General features: G+C 69.8%; 17 protein-coding genes. 13 read left to right on the forward strand and 4 right to left on the reverse strand.

What is annotated here, in order from left to right:
- Positions 1 to 32: 32 nt before the first annotated feature.
- Together ACFU8V_RS10025 and ACFU8V_RS10030 are read right to left on the reverse strand one after the other, a co-directional pair.
- Positions 33 to 764 carry a hypothetical protein gene (locus tag ACFU8V_RS10025; protein ID WP_249521927.1) on the reverse strand — a complete coding sequence of 244 codons (732 nt, stop codon included), beginning with the start codon at positions 762 to 764 and terminating at the stop codon, positions 33 to 35.
- A 119-nt stretch (positions 765 to 883) separates the two neighbouring features.
- A complete protein-coding gene (locus ACFU8V_RS10030) occupies positions 884 to 1,225 on the reverse strand; it encodes a hypothetical protein (RefSeq protein WP_249521926.1) in 342 nt (113 codons plus the stop codon).
- Here ACFU8V_RS10030 and ACFU8V_RS10035 point away from each other — a divergent pair.
- The gene (locus tag ACFU8V_RS10035) at positions 1,175 to 1,582 is read left to right on the forward strand and encodes a DNA-processing protein DprA (RefSeq protein ID WP_308195770.1); all 408 of its coding nucleotides are present in this window, start codon (positions 1,175 to 1,177) and stop codon (positions 1,580 to 1,582) included. The two genes, ACFU8V_RS10030 and ACFU8V_RS10035, sit on opposite strands and share 51 nt — an antisense overlap.
- A 92-nt stretch (positions 1,583 to 1,674) precedes the next feature.
- Positions 1,675 to 2,577, forward strand: a complete 903-nt coding sequence (locus ACFU8V_RS10040) for a tyrosine-type recombinase/integrase (RefSeq protein ID WP_249521925.1) — start codon at positions 1,675 to 1,677, stop codon at positions 2,575 to 2,577.
- 21 nt (positions 2,578 to 2,598) lie between these two features.
- Here the strand turns inward: ACFU8V_RS10040 and ACFU8V_RS10045 are convergent, their stop codons facing one another.
- Positions 2,599 to 3,201: a murein hydrolase activator EnvC gene (locus ACFU8V_RS10045; RefSeq protein WP_249521924.1), complete on the reverse strand. Its 603-nt coding sequence runs from the start codon at positions 3,199 to 3,201 to the stop codon at positions 2,599 to 2,601.
- A gap of 306 nt (positions 3,202 to 3,507) precedes the next feature.
- Between ACFU8V_RS10045 and rpsB the strand changes: the two genes are divergently transcribed.
- From rpsB to ACFU8V_RS10090, 9 genes are all read left to right on the forward strand, one after another.
- Positions 3,508 to 4,416: a 30S ribosomal protein S2 gene (gene rpsB, locus ACFU8V_RS10050; RefSeq protein ID WP_378870794.1), complete on the forward strand. Its 909-nt coding sequence runs from the start codon at positions 3,508 to 3,510 to the stop codon at positions 4,414 to 4,416.
- Between the two features lie 41 nt (positions 4,417 to 4,457).
- Positions 4,458 to 5,285 carry a translation elongation factor Ts gene (gene tsf, locus ACFU8V_RS10055; RefSeq protein WP_025103357.1) on the forward strand — a complete coding sequence of 276 codons (828 nt, stop codon included), beginning with the start codon at positions 4,458 to 4,460 and terminating at the stop codon, positions 5,283 to 5,285.
- Between the two features lie 90 nt (positions 5,286 to 5,375).
- Complete coding sequence (gene pyrH, locus ACFU8V_RS10060) at positions 5,376 to 6,092, forward strand: UMP kinase (protein WP_025103358.1); 717 nt, start codon at positions 5,376 to 5,378, stop codon at positions 6,090 to 6,092.
- A 67-nt stretch (positions 6,093 to 6,159) separates the two neighbouring features.
- Positions 6,160 to 6,714: a ribosome recycling factor gene (gene frr / locus ACFU8V_RS10065; protein WP_062766584.1), complete on the forward strand. Its 555-nt coding sequence runs from the start codon at positions 6,160 to 6,162 to the stop codon at positions 6,712 to 6,714.
- Between the two features lie 5 nt (positions 6,715 to 6,719).
- Positions 6,720 to 7,865 (forward strand): phosphatidate cytidylyltransferase, encoded by a 1,146-nt coding sequence (locus ACFU8V_RS10070; RefSeq protein WP_025103360.1) that lies wholly within the window; start codon positions 6,720 to 6,722, stop codon positions 7,863 to 7,865.
- A complete protein-coding gene (locus ACFU8V_RS10075) occupies positions 7,865 to 8,467 on the forward strand; it encodes a DivIVA domain-containing protein (protein WP_139833330.1) in 603 nt (200 codons plus the stop codon). Before ACFU8V_RS10070 ends, ACFU8V_RS10075 begins: the two co-directional genes overlap by 1 nt.
- A 67-nt stretch (positions 8,468 to 8,534) precedes the next feature.
- A complete protein-coding gene (locus tag ACFU8V_RS10080; protein WP_025103362.1) occupies positions 8,535 to 9,218 on the forward strand; it encodes a transglycosylase SLT domain-containing protein in 684 nt (227 codons plus the stop codon).
- Between the two features lie 9 nt (positions 9,219 to 9,227).
- Positions 9,228 to 9,515 carry a hypothetical protein gene (locus ACFU8V_RS10085; RefSeq protein ID WP_025103363.1) on the forward strand — a complete coding sequence of 96 codons (288 nt, stop codon included), beginning with the start codon at positions 9,228 to 9,230 and terminating at the stop codon, positions 9,513 to 9,515.
- Between the two features lie 2 nt (positions 9,516 to 9,517).
- Positions 9,518 to 10,234 (forward strand): alpha/beta hydrolase, encoded by a 717-nt coding sequence (locus tag ACFU8V_RS10090; protein WP_085607415.1) that lies wholly within the window; start codon positions 9,518 to 9,520, stop codon positions 10,232 to 10,234.
- An 18-nt stretch (positions 10,235 to 10,252) separates the two neighbouring features.
- Here ACFU8V_RS10090 and ACFU8V_RS10095 read toward each other — a convergent pair whose 3' ends face one another.
- Positions 10,253 to 11,314 carry an AI-2E family transporter gene (locus tag ACFU8V_RS10095; protein ID WP_025103365.1) on the reverse strand — a complete coding sequence of 354 codons (1,062 nt, stop codon included), beginning with the start codon at positions 11,312 to 11,314 and terminating at the stop codon, positions 10,253 to 10,255.
- Between the two features lie 178 nt (positions 11,315 to 11,492).
- On the opposite strand from ACFU8V_RS10095, the gene ACFU8V_RS10100 reads away from it, so the two are divergent.
- Entirely contained in the window at positions 11,493 to 13,439 is a 1,947-nt protein-coding gene (locus ACFU8V_RS10100; protein ID WP_153244976.1) for a glycosyl transferase, read from the forward strand.
- Complete coding sequence (locus ACFU8V_RS10105) at positions 13,436 to 14,374, forward strand: tetratricopeptide repeat protein (RefSeq protein WP_025103367.1); 939 nt, start codon at positions 13,436 to 13,438, stop codon at positions 14,372 to 14,374. The genes ACFU8V_RS10100 and ACFU8V_RS10105 overlap by 4 nt, the downstream gene beginning before the upstream one ends.
- Positions 14,375 to 14,395 lie beyond the last annotated feature (21 nt).

Below are 14,395 nucleotides of genomic sequence, written 5' to 3' on the forward strand. Positions count from 1 at the left end.
TACAGCAGTATGAGTCTCCTGGTCCGAAGAACTTAATCTTGACCGATCGGGGTTTCCTCTGGCTCTTCTTCGTTTGACTCGTCCGCGCTAACCAGCACCTGTCGTTCAACGGGGGACCGCCCCAGGTCCGCGCGGGCTGCGGCGAGGAACGCGTCGATGAGGTCTCGTTTCCGGTTCATCGTGAGCGGGACCGGCGGCATCTTCTCGCGTCGTGGATTGCTTGCAGCCAACTCTTTGTCATATGCGTCGGCCGCGCGGAGCACATCGTGGGACGCGACCAAGCGCATTGTCGCGAGCGGCCCCCAGGACTCCGCCCGGGTTCGATCGATCTCATCGCTCGCGAGTCTGAGACGTGCCTCGATCTCCGCCACGCGAGCGTCCTCCTCTGGCGTCCCCTTCTTGAACGGCGTGTGTGAGAGCTGTTTCCGAACGTGGGCGTAGTCGGCAAACGCGTCGGAGCGCGCGCTCTCGGCGACTAGGAAGTCCGAGTACGCGGCAGCGCGTTCACGCCGATCGGCATCCTCAGCTCGATGCCGATCTGCGCGCTCGATCGCCTCCACCCGTTGATGCTCGGCGAGTGTTCGCGCTTCAGTTGCTTCCTTCATCAACCGTGCTTGTCGATTCGCTTCCGTCTTGCGTGCTTCATTGGCGGCGTTCCGTTCTGCACGGTCTTTCACGAACTGCCGCCGAAGCGCGACGACGGCGACGATTACTGAGAGGAACGTGACGGACGACGTGATGATCGCAGCGGTGATGGTCTCCACGGCAATGACTCTGTCAGGCCATCAGCACGGCGGCAACGCCGCCGTTACCCATCGCCCCGTCTGGCCTTTCGGACGAGGACGGACCGTTCGCATTGGTCAATAGGGAGTCCGCAAGGGCCTCAAGGCACAATCTGCCCGAGCGGGTCCTCAATGTCTTCAGAGAGCGCGGCAGCGAGCGTGGGGTCCGAGTGGATGCGTGCCGTGTTCATCCAGTCCTCGAGCAAGTCGAAGAAGTCGTCGTACCGGTCTGTGGTCATGCACGACGAAAAGGTCGCGGCCGATTCCTGGAGAAAGCGAGCCCTCTCCGCGGTGGGGAGGGACGCGGTCCAAGAGATCGAGTTCGTCTCGTCACAGTCCATGAATTGGGAGTCGTTGAAGGAGCGGTTTGGTGCGAGTGAGCCGAGGCCACGGTGGTCGTCGAGGCGGGCTGGCGCAGCGGCTCCCTCAACACGGCGGGGCATGCGGCGACGCTGGGCAGGCCGCTCGGCGCGGTACCCGGTCCGGTGACGTCTGCGTCCTCGGCCGGCTGTCACCGGCTGCTGCGCGAATACGACGCGGTGTGCGTCACCTCCGCGGCGGAGGTCGCCGAGATGCTCCCTGTCGGTGCCCGGTCGCCCCGGGGACGTGAAGCGACGGACGAGGGGCGGGTGGGGCTCCTCCGCGCGCTGAGCACGCGGACCGCTCGGACGGAGGCGGAGCTCGCGCAGCGCGCGGGTCTCACCGTCGAGCGGACGAGGGCCCTGCTCGGTCTGCTCGACCTCGACGGGCTCGCTCGCCGCGACGGGGACGGCTGGCGCGGAAGGGGCGCGGCGCCCTAGGGGTACGCGCTGACGGTGTGCGGGGCGCTCGTCGTCGGTCGCGCCCGGCGGGGCGCGTCGCTCTGAAGGCGGGGGAGCGGCAGGCTGGGGATATGGACTTCGCGGTCGCCGTCGAGGCGTTCGCCGACCACCTCGAGAAGGTACGTCGGCTCTCTCCGGCGACCGTGAAGGCGTACCGCTCCGATCTGCGAGACCTCGGGGCGAGCGTCGGGGGCGGCCCGGTCGACCGGATCGACCTGGAGATGCTGCGCGAATGGCTCTGGCAGGCGACCCAGCGTGGTGACGCCCGGGCGACGCTGGCCCGACGCGCAGCCACCGCGCGGGCGTTCTTCGGCTGGACGCGCGAGCAGGACATCGTCCCCCTCGACCCCAGCCTGCGGCTCGTGGCGCCGAAGCGCGCGAAGACGCTGCCGACGGTGGCATCGAAGGACGCGATGACGGAGCTGTTGGAGCGACACCGGCAGGCGGCGTCCTCGGGCGATCCCACCGCCCTCCGCGACCATGCGGTGCTGGAGCTCCTCTACGGCGCCGCGGTCCGCGTCTCCGAGCTCTGCGGCCTCGACATCGACGACCTGGATCTCGATCGGGGCACGGCCCTCGTGCGGGGCAAGGGCGACAAGGAGCGCGTCGTCCCGTTCGGCGCGCCGGCGCGGGATGCGCTCACCGCCTACCTGCGCCGCGCTCGACCGGCTCTGCTCGCGCGGTCCGGCGCCGCGTCGCCCGCCGTCTTCCTCGGCAGTCGCGGGGGACGTATCGGTCCGCGGACGGTCTACGAGGTGGTCGCCCGTGCGCTCGCGCCCGTCGTCGGCGCCGAGACCGTCGGTCCGCACGCCCTCCGCCATACGGCGGCGACCCACCTGCTGGACGGTGGTGCGGATCTCCGCGCGGTGCAGGAGATCCTGGGGCACGCGAGCCTGGGCACCACCCAGATCTACACGCATGTCTCGGCGGAGCGGCTGACGGCGACGTATCGTCTGGCGCACCCTCGGGCCTGAGCGCGAAGCCCGCGCGTCGGGTCATCCGTCGCAGCAGGGCAGGAGGCGCGCCCGCAGGAGACCGCCGAACAGCACCATCGGGTTGAGGTACTCGCCGTCGCGTCGCACCCCGATGTGCAGCGCGCCCGGGGGAGTGTGACCGCCCGTGGCGACACGGCCGATGTCCTGGCCCCGGCGGACCGGGTCTCCCGCGCGCAGAGGCGACTCCAGGGGCTCGAACGTGCTCACGAGACCGTCGGCGTGTCGGATCGTGAGCAGCGGGCGATCGACGACGACGCCCTGGTACGCGACCACCCCCTCCGCCGGGGCGAGGACGGCGTCGCCCGCGCTCGCGACGATATCCATACCGCGGTGCCCGGGACCGTAGGCGTGCGCCGGCGCGCGGTAGGCGACGCTCACGCGCCGAGTCCCCTCGACGGGCCACCGCCAGGGAACGTCGGAGACGAACTCGTCGGGCACGGGCGTGAGGCCGTGCGGTGCCGACGCCGCTCGCGCGGCGGGAGGAGACGGGAACGGAGCACCGCCGCACAGGAGCACGACAGCGGCGAGCACGGTGGCGATCAGCACCCGGAGCAGCGAGGGGTGCGGGAAAGAGCGAGGGCGAGGAGGGGATGGAGGAGTCATCACGCGAGTGTGCGTGGCCGGTGCGGGCCGGTGGAGCGGGTTCTCTCCGCCGGGGCCGGAGGCAGGGGAGAAGACCAGGAATTGCGCTGCTGGGGAGGACGAGCTGTGGGCGCATGATCCTGTATGCTGGACGAGCACCTCGATCTCGGGGTGACTACGCGTGCCCAGAGCGACTCCGTCGTGGCATCCACTCCCGCAGGTCCCGTCTCCGAACGGGTGGGCGTGAGCCGGGCACCAGGATGTCCGACCGTCCGGTCGGCATGACAACCTCAACGGCGCGTCCCGCGCCAGAATCAGGAGACGACCATGGCTGTGGTCACCATCCGTCAGCTGCTCGACAGCGGCGTGCACTTCGGACACCAGACCCGTCGGTGGAACCCGAAGGTGAAGCGCTTCATCCTCACGGAGCGCAGCGGCATCCACATCATCGACCTCCAGCAGTCGCTCGGCTACATCGACAAGGCGTACGACTTCGTCAAGGAGACCGTGGCGCACGGCGGCACGATCCTCTTCGTCGGCACCAAGAAGCAGGCGCAGGAGATCCTCGCGGAGCAGGCCACGCGCGTCGGCCAGCCCTACGTGAACCAGCGCTGGCTCGGCGGCCTCCTCACCAACTTCTCCACCATCGCGAAGCGTCTCGCCCGCATGAAGGAGCTCGAGGAGCTCGACTACGAGAACCCCTCCGCCTCCGGCTTCACGAAGAAGGAGCTGCTGCTCAAGAAGCGCGAGCTGGACAAGCTGCACAAGTCGCTGGGCGGTATCCGCAACCTCACCAAGACGCCGTCCGCCCTCTGGGTCGTCGACGCCAAGCGTGAGCACCTCGCCATCGACGAGGCCAAGAAGCTCGGCATCCCGGTGATCGGCATCCTCGACACCAACGCCGACCCGGACGACTTCCAGTACCCGATCCCCGGCAACGACGACGCCATCCGTTCGGTGTCGCTGCTGACGCGCATCATCGCCGACGCCGCCGCCGAGGGCCTGCAGCAGAAGCACAACCCGGAGTCGGGCGACGCCGAGCCGCTGGCCGAGTGGGAGAAGGAGCTTCTCGAGGCTCCCGTGCAGGAGTCCGCTGACGCCGCCGAGGTCGTGACCGCGGATGACGAGGCCGCCGTCGTCGAGACCCCGGCCGCCGACGCCACCGCCGCCGACGAGGCCGGTGCCCAGGCGCACGACGAGGCGATCGCCGCCGCCGAGGCCGCTGACGCCAAGTAATCCCTCGTACACCCACACAACGAAGCAAGGAGCCACCACACATGGCCAACTTCACCATCGCCGACCTCAAGGCGCTGCGTGAGCAGCTCGGCACGGGAATGGTCGACACCAAGAAGGCGCTCGAGGAGGCTGACGGCGACGTCGAGAAGGCCACCGAGATCCTGCGCCTGAAGGGTGCGAAGGGCAACGCCAAGCGCGCCGACCGTTCGACCAGCGAGGGCCTCGTCGTCGCTCGCGAGCAGGACGGCGCCGTGACGCTCGTCGAGCTCGCCTGCGAGACCGACTTCGTCGCGAAGAACGAGCGCTTCATCGCGCTGGCCGACAAGGTCGCCGACGCCGTCGCCGCCGTGAAGGCCGACTCGGTCGAGGCCGCCCTGGCCGCTCCGGCGGGCGACAAGACCGTCGAGCAGCTCATCTCGGAAGAGGCCGCCATCATCGGCGAGAAGGTCGAGCTCCGTCGCGTGCGCACCGTCACCGGTGACAGCGTCGAGGTCTACCTGCACCGCACGAGCAAGGACCTGCCGCCGCAGATCGGCGTCGTCGTCGCCTACACGGGTGACGACGCCGCGACCGCGCGCAGCATCGCCCAGCACATCTCGTTCGCCAACCCGTCGTACCTGTCCCGCGAGGACGTTCCGGCGGACGCGGTCGAGAAGGAGCGCGAGATCGTCACCGAGATCTCCCGCAACGAGGGCAAGCCCGAGGCCGCCCTGCCGAAGATCGTCGAGGGCCGTGTCGCCGCGTTCATCAAGCAGGTCGCCCTGCTCGAGCAGGACTACGCGAAGGACAACAAGCTCTCCGTCGCCCAGGTGGCGAAGGACGCCGGTATCACCGTGACGGACTTCGCGCGCTTCAAGGTCGGCGCGTAGCACTGTCGAAGGGGTTCGGATCACTCGATCCGAACCCCTTCTTCATGCCCACCAGGCACTATCTTGAATCGGGACGAGAGGACATCCCCCATGACTGAACGCACCGGACGCCGCCGCGTCCTCCTGAAGCTCTCCGGAGAGGCGTTCGGCGCCGGTCAGCTCGGCGTGAACCCTGACGTGGTCAGCCAGATGGCGCGGGAGATCGCCGCCGCGGTCGACCGCGTCGAGGTGGCCGTCGTCGTCGGCGGGGGCAACTTCTTCCGCGGCGCGGAGCTCAGCCAGCGGGGAATGGACCGCGGACGAGCGGACTACATGGGCATGCTCGGCACCGTCATGAACGCGCTCGCGCTGCAGGACTTCCTGGAGCAGGCGGGCGCCGCCACCCGCGTGCAGTCCGCGATCTCGATGACCCAGGTCGCCGAGCCCTACATCCCGCGTCGCGCAGAGCGCCACATGGAGAAGGGCCGCGTCGTGATCTTCGGCGCCGGCGCAGGCCTGCCGTACTTCTCCACCGACACCGTGGCCGCACAGCGCGCCCTGGAGATCGGCGCGCAGGAGGTGCTCGTCGCCAAGAACGGCGTCGACGCCATCTACACCGCCGACCCGAACAAGCACGCCGACGCGGAGCGCATCGAGCGCGTGACCTACCGCGACGCGCTGCAGCAGGGACTCAAGGTCGTCGACTCCACGGCGTTCAGCCTGTGCATGGACAACAACATGGACATGCGCGTCTTCGGGATGGAGCCGGCGGGCAACGTGACCCGCGCGCTCCTGGGCGAGCCCATCGGCACGCTCGTCACGGCCTGAGCGCCTGCACGGGACGGGAGCCCGCTCCCGATAGAATTTCCAGAACACCCCGACGATAGGAGCCACCGTGATCGCGGACGTCCTCGCTGAAACCACCACCCGCATGTCCCGGGCCGTCGAGGCTGCCAAGGAGGACTTCTCCACGGTGCGCACGGGTCGTGCGAACCCCCAGCTCTTCCAGAAGGTGCTGGTCGACTACTACGGCACGCCGACGCCGCTGGCGCAGCTCGCCTCCCTCGCCAACCAGGAAGCGCGCACGCTCATCATCACGCCGTACGACAAGTCGGCGCTCAAGGCGATCGAGCAGGCGATCCGCGACATGCCGAACCTCGGGGCGAACCCCACGAACGACGGCAACCTCGTGCGGGTCACGATGCCCGAGCTCACCGCCGAGCGGCGCAAGGAGTACGTGAAGCTCGTGAAGTCGAAGGCCGAGGACGCCAAGGTCCACGTCCGCGGCATCCGCCGGAAGGCGAAGGACGAGCTCGACGCTCTGAAGAGCGAGCTCGGCGAGGACGAGATCGCCCGCGGCGAGAAGGAGCTGGACGCGCTGACCCGTCAGCACGTCGACCTCATCGACGACGCGCTCAAGCGCAAAGAGGCCGAACTCCTCGAGGTGTAGCTCGTATGTCCGATGAATCGCGCGGCGCCGAGGAGGGCACTCCGGTGACCCGCCGGGAGGCACAGCCGGACCGGGTCTCCGATGGGGGTGCCCCGCTCGGCGATGCGTCGTTCCCGGGATTCGACGCCGGGAGCGTGCCGCCGCGTCCACCTCTCCCCGTCACGCCTCCCGCTCCTTCCGTCACGGCGGAGCGGCTGGACACCGCGGATCACAACGCGATCCGCGAGCAGTGGCGCCAGGCGCGGGACGAGTTCGGGACGCACGTGTCGCACGCCCGCGACCAGCTCGATCAGGCCAACGAACGCATCAAGCAGCGCACCGGCCGCGACCTCGTGCTCGCGATCGTGATCGGGCTCGCTTTCGGCGCCGCCCTCCTCGGATCGCTGCTGTTCATCAAGGCGCTGTTCGTCCCGTTCGCGCTGGCCGCCGCCCTCCTTGGCGTCTACGAGTTGTCCCGGGCGCTGCGGGCGGCCGGACGCCGCGTGGATGTGATCCCGCAGCTGGTCGCGGCCACCTTCCTGGTGCTGTCCGCGTACTTCGCCGAGCCGTGGCTGAGCTGGGTCATGCTGTTCGTCGCCGTGGCCTTCGTCATAGTGTGGCGGCTGCTCGCCCAGATGGTCGCCAAGGACGGTCGCACCTACGGTGACGTGCTCACTGACGCTGTGATCGGCGGTTTCATCCAGGTGTACGTGCCGTTCCTCGCCGGCGTGGCCCTCATCCTGCTCGAGCAGGAGGGCGGCCAGTGGTGGGTGCTGAGCTTCATCGCGATCGCGGTGGCGGCCGACACCGGGGCGTACGCCGCGGGTCTGGCGTTCGGCCGGCATCCGATGGCGCCCCGGATCAGCCCGAAGAAGACCTGGGAGGGCTTCGGCGGGGCCGTGGTCGCCTCCTTGGCGGCGGGTGTGCTCCTGGCCCTGTTCCTCCTCGATCTGCCCTGGTGGGGCGGCGTGATCTTCGGGGCGGCGATCCTGCTGTCCGCGACGCTCGGCGACCTCGGCGAGTCCATGCTGAAGCGCGACCTGGGCATCAAGGACATGAGCTCCTGGCTCCCCGGCCACGGCGGTCTCCTGGATCGCCTGGACAGCATCCTGCTGTCGACCATCCCCGCCCTGTGCCTGTACTTCCTCCTCTCTCCCTGGTTGGTGCTCTGATGAACGACAGCGGTGCTGTGATCAACGACGACGGGGTCGACACCTCTGCGCGCAGCACGGCGAAGCCTGCGTTCGCGCTCACGAGCGGTCGCACCAAGGGCTACCACCGTGCGGCCGTCGACACCTTCCTCGCCTCGGCGCGTCAGGCGTTCGAGGGCGGAGGAGACGACCTCACCGCCGAGGACGTGCGCACCGCCTCGTTCCCCCTCGTGAAGGAGGGGTATGCGGTGGCAGAAGTCGATGCCGCGCTCGGCCGGGTCGAGGATGCGTTCGCGGCCCGAGAGCGCGAGCGCGCCGTGCGCGCCCGCGGAGCGGGAGCCTGGGTGGAACAGGCCAGGGCCGATGCACAGGTGATCCTCGACCATCTCGCGCGTCCGCGGCGTCATCGGTTCGCCCGCACCGGAATCCTCACCTTCGGGTACCGCGTCGACGAGGTCGATCACGTCACCTCCCGCATCGTCCGGTACCTCCGCGACGGCGACGCGCTGACCGCCGAACAGCTGCGGTCCGCGGCGTTCCGCATGCAGCGCGGCGGCTACCGCGAGGAGCAGGTCGATGCGCTGCTCGACGCCACGATCGACGTCATCCTGGCGGTCCGCTGAGCCTGCCTGATGGCCTGTTCAGGTAGGTATGCGTAGACTGTCCACCATCGTGAACTCCCGAAACGACATGATTCCCGAACGAAGCGACGCCGCGCTGGTACCCGCAGCGACGGCAACGTCCGCCTCCCGAGGCACGCGACGCTGGTCGCGTCGCCGGGGTGTCGCCGGTGTCTTCAGCTCTCTCGCGGTCGTCGGATTCGCCGCCGCGATGGTCGCTCCGACCGGCGTCGCCCTCGCGCAGCCGGTCGCCACGGAAGCTCCGGACTCCGTGTACGCGGCGGCTCTCGCGGACACGCAGAACCTCACCGTCACCGTGGAAGGCGCAGCGATCACCCCCGTCGAGCGCGGGTCCTTCGAGGTGTACGTCAAGCCGAAGCCCAAGCCCAAGCCGAAGCCGGCGGCTCCCGCGAGCACGCCGTCGTCCGGTTCGCAGGGCGGGTCCTCCGGCGGGGGTCTCCCGCCGTACAGCGGCGGCGGTGCGCCGGCGGAGTGGATGGCCGCGGCCGGCATCGCTCAGGGCGACTGGCAGTACGTCGACTACATCGTGTCGCGGGAGAGCGGGTGGAACCCGAACGCCACCAACTCCTCCTCCGGTGCCTGCGGGCTCGTCCAGGCTCTTCCCTGCAGCAAGGTGCCCGGCAACGGCTACAACCCGGTGGACAACCTGCGCTGGGCCACCGGCTACGCCACCGGTCGGTACGGCAGCTGGGCCGGCGCGTACAACTTCTGGGTCACCAACCACTGGTGGTGAGCCGGCACCATGCCCCGCTCACGTCGTCGTCCTTCCGCGCGCCCTGAGGGCGAGGATTCGTTCGATCGCCTCCTCGCCGGGTGGAAGCGCACCGAGGTGCGTCGTGGCGTGGAGTGGACGGTCCAGCCGGTCTCCGCCGTCCAGGCGCAGAAGGCCTACGTCTGCCCAGGCTGCGGCCGGTCCGTCGACCCCGGGACGGCGCATCTCGTCGCCTGGCGGGCGGATGGCATCCTCGGCGAGGCGGCGGCGCTGGCCGACCGCAGACACTGGCACACCCCCTGTTGGAGGATCGCATGACCATGGAGATCCGCGGACCGCTCGAGCTCCCCGCGACGCGTGAGGACATCGAGCTGTACACCGCAGACGGGCTCACGCTGGTGGGCGAGCTGGCGGTGCCCGAGACGGCCGCCCCGGTGGCCACGCTGGTGACGCTGCATCCGCTGCCGACGGCGGGCGGCTTCATGGACTCGCACATCATCCGCAAGGCGTCCGCACGCCTGCCTGCCCTGGCCGATCTCGCCGTCCTGCGGTTCAACACGCGCGGCACGACGTCGCCGCGCGGCACGAGCGAGGGCGCATTCGACGGTGGGGCTGCGGAGCAGTTCGACGTCGCCGCCGCCATGGACTTCGTGCGTGACCGCGGACTGCCTCGCCCCTGGCTCGTCGGCTGGTCGTTCGGAACGGAACTCGCGCTGAAGTACGGCGCCGACCACGACATCGAGGGCATCATCCTGCTCTCGCCGCCGCTGCACCGCGCGACGGCGGAGGAAGTCGCCGCTTGGGGGACGACCGACCACCGCGTCGTCATCCTCGTCCCCGAGCTGGACGACTACCTGCGCCCCGCCGAGGCCCGGGAGCGGTTCGCGAGCATCCCGCACGCGCAGCTGATCGCCGTCGACGGCGGGAAGCACCTGTGGGTGGGGGAGACGCAGACGAGGCGCGTGCTCACCGAGATCGTCGCCGCGGTCAACCCGTCGGCCCTGCCGCTGCCGACGCACTGGCCCGTCGAGGGCTGACGCGGAGCGACGGTCCGGTCACCGCTCGTTCATGCGGGGGATCAGCACCTGCCGGTAGATGATGAGGATGCTGGCCGCCACGGGGATCGCGATGAGCGCGCCGAGCAAACCGAGCAGGCTTCCTCCGGCGAGGGCGGCCACGACCACCACGGCGCCGGGCACCGACACGGCGCGGCTCATGATCCGCGGCGAGATCACGTACGCCTCGATCTGCATGTAGATGAGGTAGTAGATCGCCGCGGCGAGAGCCGTGCCGGGGGAGCCGAGACCGGGGATCAGGCAGACGAGGACGATGATCGTCGAACCCGTCAACGTGCCGACGAGGGGGATGAGCGAGAAGAAGAAGGCGACGACGGCGAGGACGGCGGGGAACGGCGCGTCGATGATCGTGAGGTAGATGGCGCTGAGGATGCCGTTGATGACTCCCTGGCTGACCTGCCCCATGACGTAGTAGCCCACGGAGTCGGTGATCTGCTCGGAGAGGTCGATGAAGCGGTCCCGCTTGGACGCCGGCACGAGCTGGTACACCGCGCGCTTGAGCGAGGGGGTGGAGGCCGTGAGGTAGATGGTCAGGATGAGCACGATGAAGGCGCCGAACACCCCGCTCAGCACGGCCCCGCTGGCGACGAGCACGCCTTGACCGATCGATCCGCCGATCTCGGCGAGGTTTGTCGCCAGCCAGTCCTCGACGTAGGCGAACACGTCGTCGACGCGGAGGTTGGGGAAGGTCTCCTGGATCCACGTGCGCAGGTCCTCGATGGCGGTTCCCCGCTGCACGATCGCCGTGATCTGCGCGATGAGCTGGGAGATCTGGTCGACCAGCACCGGGAGGACGATCAGCACGATCCCGCTGAAGACCGCCAGCACGGCGACGATCGTGACCAGGACCGCGAGCCAGCGGGGCAGGCGCCGTCGCTCGAGGAACGTGACGAGCGGATCGAGCCCGAGGCTGAGGAAGAGAGCGGTGCCGATGTAGAGCAGCACCGTGGACAGCGTCTGCACGCTGCTGATCAGCACGATGCCGAGGCCCACGCCGAGTGTCGCCACGAGGGCGGTGCGGAACGGGTTGTGGATCTTCATGCAGACTCCTCGGAACGGCTGCAGCAAGGCTACCCATGACCGGCCACGACGCGTCGCCGACGTGCCGCAGCGTCGCCAGGGGAGGGGCCTCGTGGTCAACACACAGGTGACTTCGCTAGTCTGAAATGTCGAGTGTGGCGTCACGGGCGGGAAGCCGTGGTGCGTGAGGAGACTATTCGTGCGTTTCGTATGGGCCGTCGTGGCCTTCGTGCTGGCTGCCGTGCTGATCGGTGCGGGGATCGCCCAACGCACCGTCTTCGTCGGTCCTTCGTCCCAGGAGGCCCGCGTCGACATCGAGGAGCCCGCTCCGTACGTGCTGATGGACGGCGATGTGCTCCGGATGAACCCGGGCGCGCAGAAGGTGCTGATCCGCGGCGAGGGCGAGATCTTCGCGAGCTACGGCCGTACGGCCGACATGGAGGCGTGGCTCTCTGACGCGGAGTACAACCACGTCTCGGTCGGCGACGACGACGAGCTCCTCGTCGAGCACGTCGCGGCCCCGGACCCGGAGGAGTCGGACGAGACCCCCGCGCCGGAGGACTCCGAGACCCCCGCGCCGGAGGACGAGGAGTCCGCCGAGCCCGCCGGCCGCAATCCGGCCGGGTCGGACCTGTGGCTCGACTCCTTCAGCGAGAAGAACTTCCTCTCCACCGACACCATGCAGCTCCCCGAGGGGACGAGCGTGCTGATCGCCTACGACGGCACCGAGGACGCGCCGGACGACATCGTCGTCTCCTGGCCGCTGGACACGCGGACCCCGCTCGCCGGTCCGCTCATGGTCGCGGGCGGAGTCGTGCTGCTGGTGGGGCTCGTGCTCTACGTGCTCGCGATCCGCCACCAGCGCCGTGGCCGCGGCCCGCGCCGGAAGGGGCCGGGGCCGCTGCCCACGACCCAGCCGATCGACGTGGCGGCGCTCCCGCCGTCCGAGCGGGAGGCGCTGGAGGCCGCGGACGGCACGGAGCCGAAGACTCCGGCGCGGAAGGACGACGCGGAGGACGCGGAGGTCGTCGACGAGAAGCCCACGGAGGGGAAGAACGCCATGCAGAGTGTGCGCCCGCGCCGTCGTCGGCGTCTGCTCGTCGTGCCCGCGCTCGGTCTGACCGCGGTGCTGGCCGCCGGCTGCAGCGCCGAGTCCTGGCCGGAGTTCGGGGATGCCTCTGCGTCGCCGTCGCCGAGCCCCACCGTCATCGCGCCCGACAACCAGAAACCCCCGGCGGTCACCGAGACGCAGGCCGACCGCATCCTCGGGGAGATCTCCGAGACGCTGGTGAAGGCCGACGAGGAGAAGGACCTCGATCTCGCGGCGACCCGCCTGGACGGGACCGCTTTGGCGACCCGCACCACCGACTACGCCCTGCGGGAGAAGCTGCCCGACCGCCCCGCACCGGCGGCGATCCCGACCGACGACGTCGAGGTCGTGCTTCCGGAGGCGACCGACCGCTGGCCGCGCACCGTCCTCATGCTCTCGAAGAGCACCGGCGACGACACCGTGCCGCCCGTGGTCCTCACCATGACGCAGGCGGACCCCTGGTCCAACTACAAGGTGACGAACATGGCCGAGATGTCCGCCGACGCGGCCTTCCCCGAGGTGGCGGCGAGCTGGCTCGGCACCTCCCTCGTCCCCGCGGACTCCGCGTTCCTGTCGGTGCCCCCGGACGAGGTCGCCGCCGCCTTCGCGGACGTCGTCGACAACGGGGAGAAGAGCGAGTCGTACGGGCAGTTCGACGAGCTGGCACTCAACCTCGCGAAGTCGATCACCGACAGCCGCCAGAGCCTGGTGCAGGGGCTGGCCGACGCCGGTGCCGCGGAGACCTCGACGGCGGCCTTCGACATGACGCCGACGGAGGAGGACCCGGTCTCCCTGACGACCCTGGACAGCGGTGCCATCGTCGCCGTCTCCGTGCTGGACGTCGAGACGATCACTCCCACCTCGTCCGATGTGGTGATCCGCTTCGGCGACAACGAGGAGGCCAAGGCCCTCACCGGTGCCAACGAGTCCGCCAAGGGCGCCGAGACGACCTATGCATTCCAGCTGTTCTTCGCCGTCCCCTCGCAGGGATCGAGCGACCCGATCCGGCTCCTGGCGTCGCGCCAGGACCTCGTGTCCGTGAAGGTGATCAAGTGAGCGAGATCTCTCCCGCCGCCCTGCGCGGTGCCGTCGACCTGTCCAGCCTGCGCCATCGCCCCTCCGCCCCGGCAGGCGGCTCGGCGACCGCTCCCGCCGGATCTCCGGTCACGGATGTCGTCGTCGACGCGACCGATGAGAACTTCGGCCAGGTGCTCGAGCTCTCCCGCACGGTGCCGGTCGTCGTCGACCTCTGGGCCGAGTGGTGCGGGCCGTGCAAGCAGCTGAGCCCGATCATCGAGAAGGTCACCCGTGAGCTGGGCGGACGCGTCCTCCTCGCCAAGGTCGACGTCGACGCCAACCCGCAGCTCGCGCAGAGCTTCCGCGCGCAGTCGATCCCGATGGTCGTCGCCCTCATCGCCGGTCAGCCGGTCCCCATGTTCACGGGCGCGGTTCCGGAGCAGCAGGTCCGCGAGGTGTTCGCGCAGCTGCTGCAGGTGGCGGCGCAGAACGGGGTGTCCGGGTCGCTGCCCGTCGGAGAGGGCGAGGCGGCCGAGGCCGCCGCCCCGGCCGAGCCCGAGCTGCCGCCGCTGCACGCGGAGGCCTTCGCCGCGATCGAGCGCGGGGACTACCGTGCCGCCATCACCGCCTACGAGAAGGCCCTCGCCGAGAACCCGCGCGACGAGGACGCCATCGCCGGTCTCGGTCAGGTCCGCCTGCTCGACCGCGTGCAGGGGCTCGACCTCCAGGCCGCGCGCGCAGCAGCCGCCGCCGCACCGCAGGATGTGCAGGCGCAGTTCGACGTCGCCGATCTGGACCTCGCCGGCGGACACGTCGACGACGCGTTCGGCCGTCTGCTCGACCTGTTCGCGCAGCTGCCGTCGGATCAGCGGACGCCTGTGCGCGAGCGCCTCGTCGAGCTCTTCGGTCTCATCGGAGCCGGAGACCCGCGCGTGATCGCGGCCCGCAACCGGCTCTCCTCGCTGCTCTTCTGAGCGGTCTGCGCGGGGGAACGC

Origin of the sequence: Microbacterium sp. NPDC057658 (genome assembly GCF_042799975.1) — a bacterium.
Lineage (GTDB): Bacteria > Actinomycetota > Actinomycetes > Actinomycetales > Microbacteriaceae > Microbacterium.

Bases quoted from the DNA above. Each gene is read 5' to 3' on its own strand.
- ACFU8V_RS10030 (WP_249521926.1), bottom strand. From the start codon at position 1,225: ATGCCCCGCCGTGTTGAGGGAGCCGCTGCGCCAGCCCGCCTCGACGAC.
- ACFU8V_RS10040 (WP_249521925.1), top strand. From the start codon at position 1,675: ATGGACTTCGCGGTCGCCGTCGAGGCGTTCGCCGACCACCTCGAGAAG.
- ACFU8V_RS10045 (WP_249521924.1), bottom strand. From the start codon at position 3,201: ATGACTCCTCCATCCCCTCCTCGCCCTCGCTCTTTCCCGCACCCCTCG.
- rpsB (WP_378870794.1), top strand. From the start codon at position 3,508: ATGGCTGTGGTCACCATCCGTCAGCTGCTCGACAGCGGCGTGCACTTC.
- tsf (WP_025103357.1), top strand. From the start codon at position 4,458: ATGGCCAACTTCACCATCGCCGACCTCAAGGCGCTGCGTGAGCAGCTC.
- pyrH (WP_025103358.1), top strand. From the start codon at position 5,376: ATGACTGAACGCACCGGACGCCGCCGCGTCCTCCTGAAGCTCTCCGGA.
- ACFU8V_RS10070 (WP_025103360.1), top strand. From the start codon at position 6,720: ATGTCCGATGAATCGCGCGGCGCCGAGGAGGGCACTCCGGTGACCCGC.
- ACFU8V_RS10075 (WP_139833330.1), top strand. From the start codon at position 7,865: ATGAACGACAGCGGTGCTGTGATCAACGACGACGGGGTCGACACCTCT.
- ACFU8V_RS10080 (WP_025103362.1), top strand. From the start codon at position 8,535: ATGATTCCCGAACGAAGCGACGCCGCGCTGGTACCCGCAGCGACGGCA.
- ACFU8V_RS10085 (WP_025103363.1), top strand. From the start codon at position 9,228: ATGCCCCGCTCACGTCGTCGTCCTTCCGCGCGCCCTGAGGGCGAGGAT.
- ACFU8V_RS10090 (WP_085607415.1), top strand. From the start codon at position 9,518: ATGGAGATCCGCGGACCGCTCGAGCTCCCCGCGACGCGTGAGGACATC.
- ACFU8V_RS10095 (WP_025103365.1), bottom strand. From the start codon at position 11,314: ATGAAGATCCACAACCCGTTCCGCACCGCCCTCGTGGCGACACTCGGC.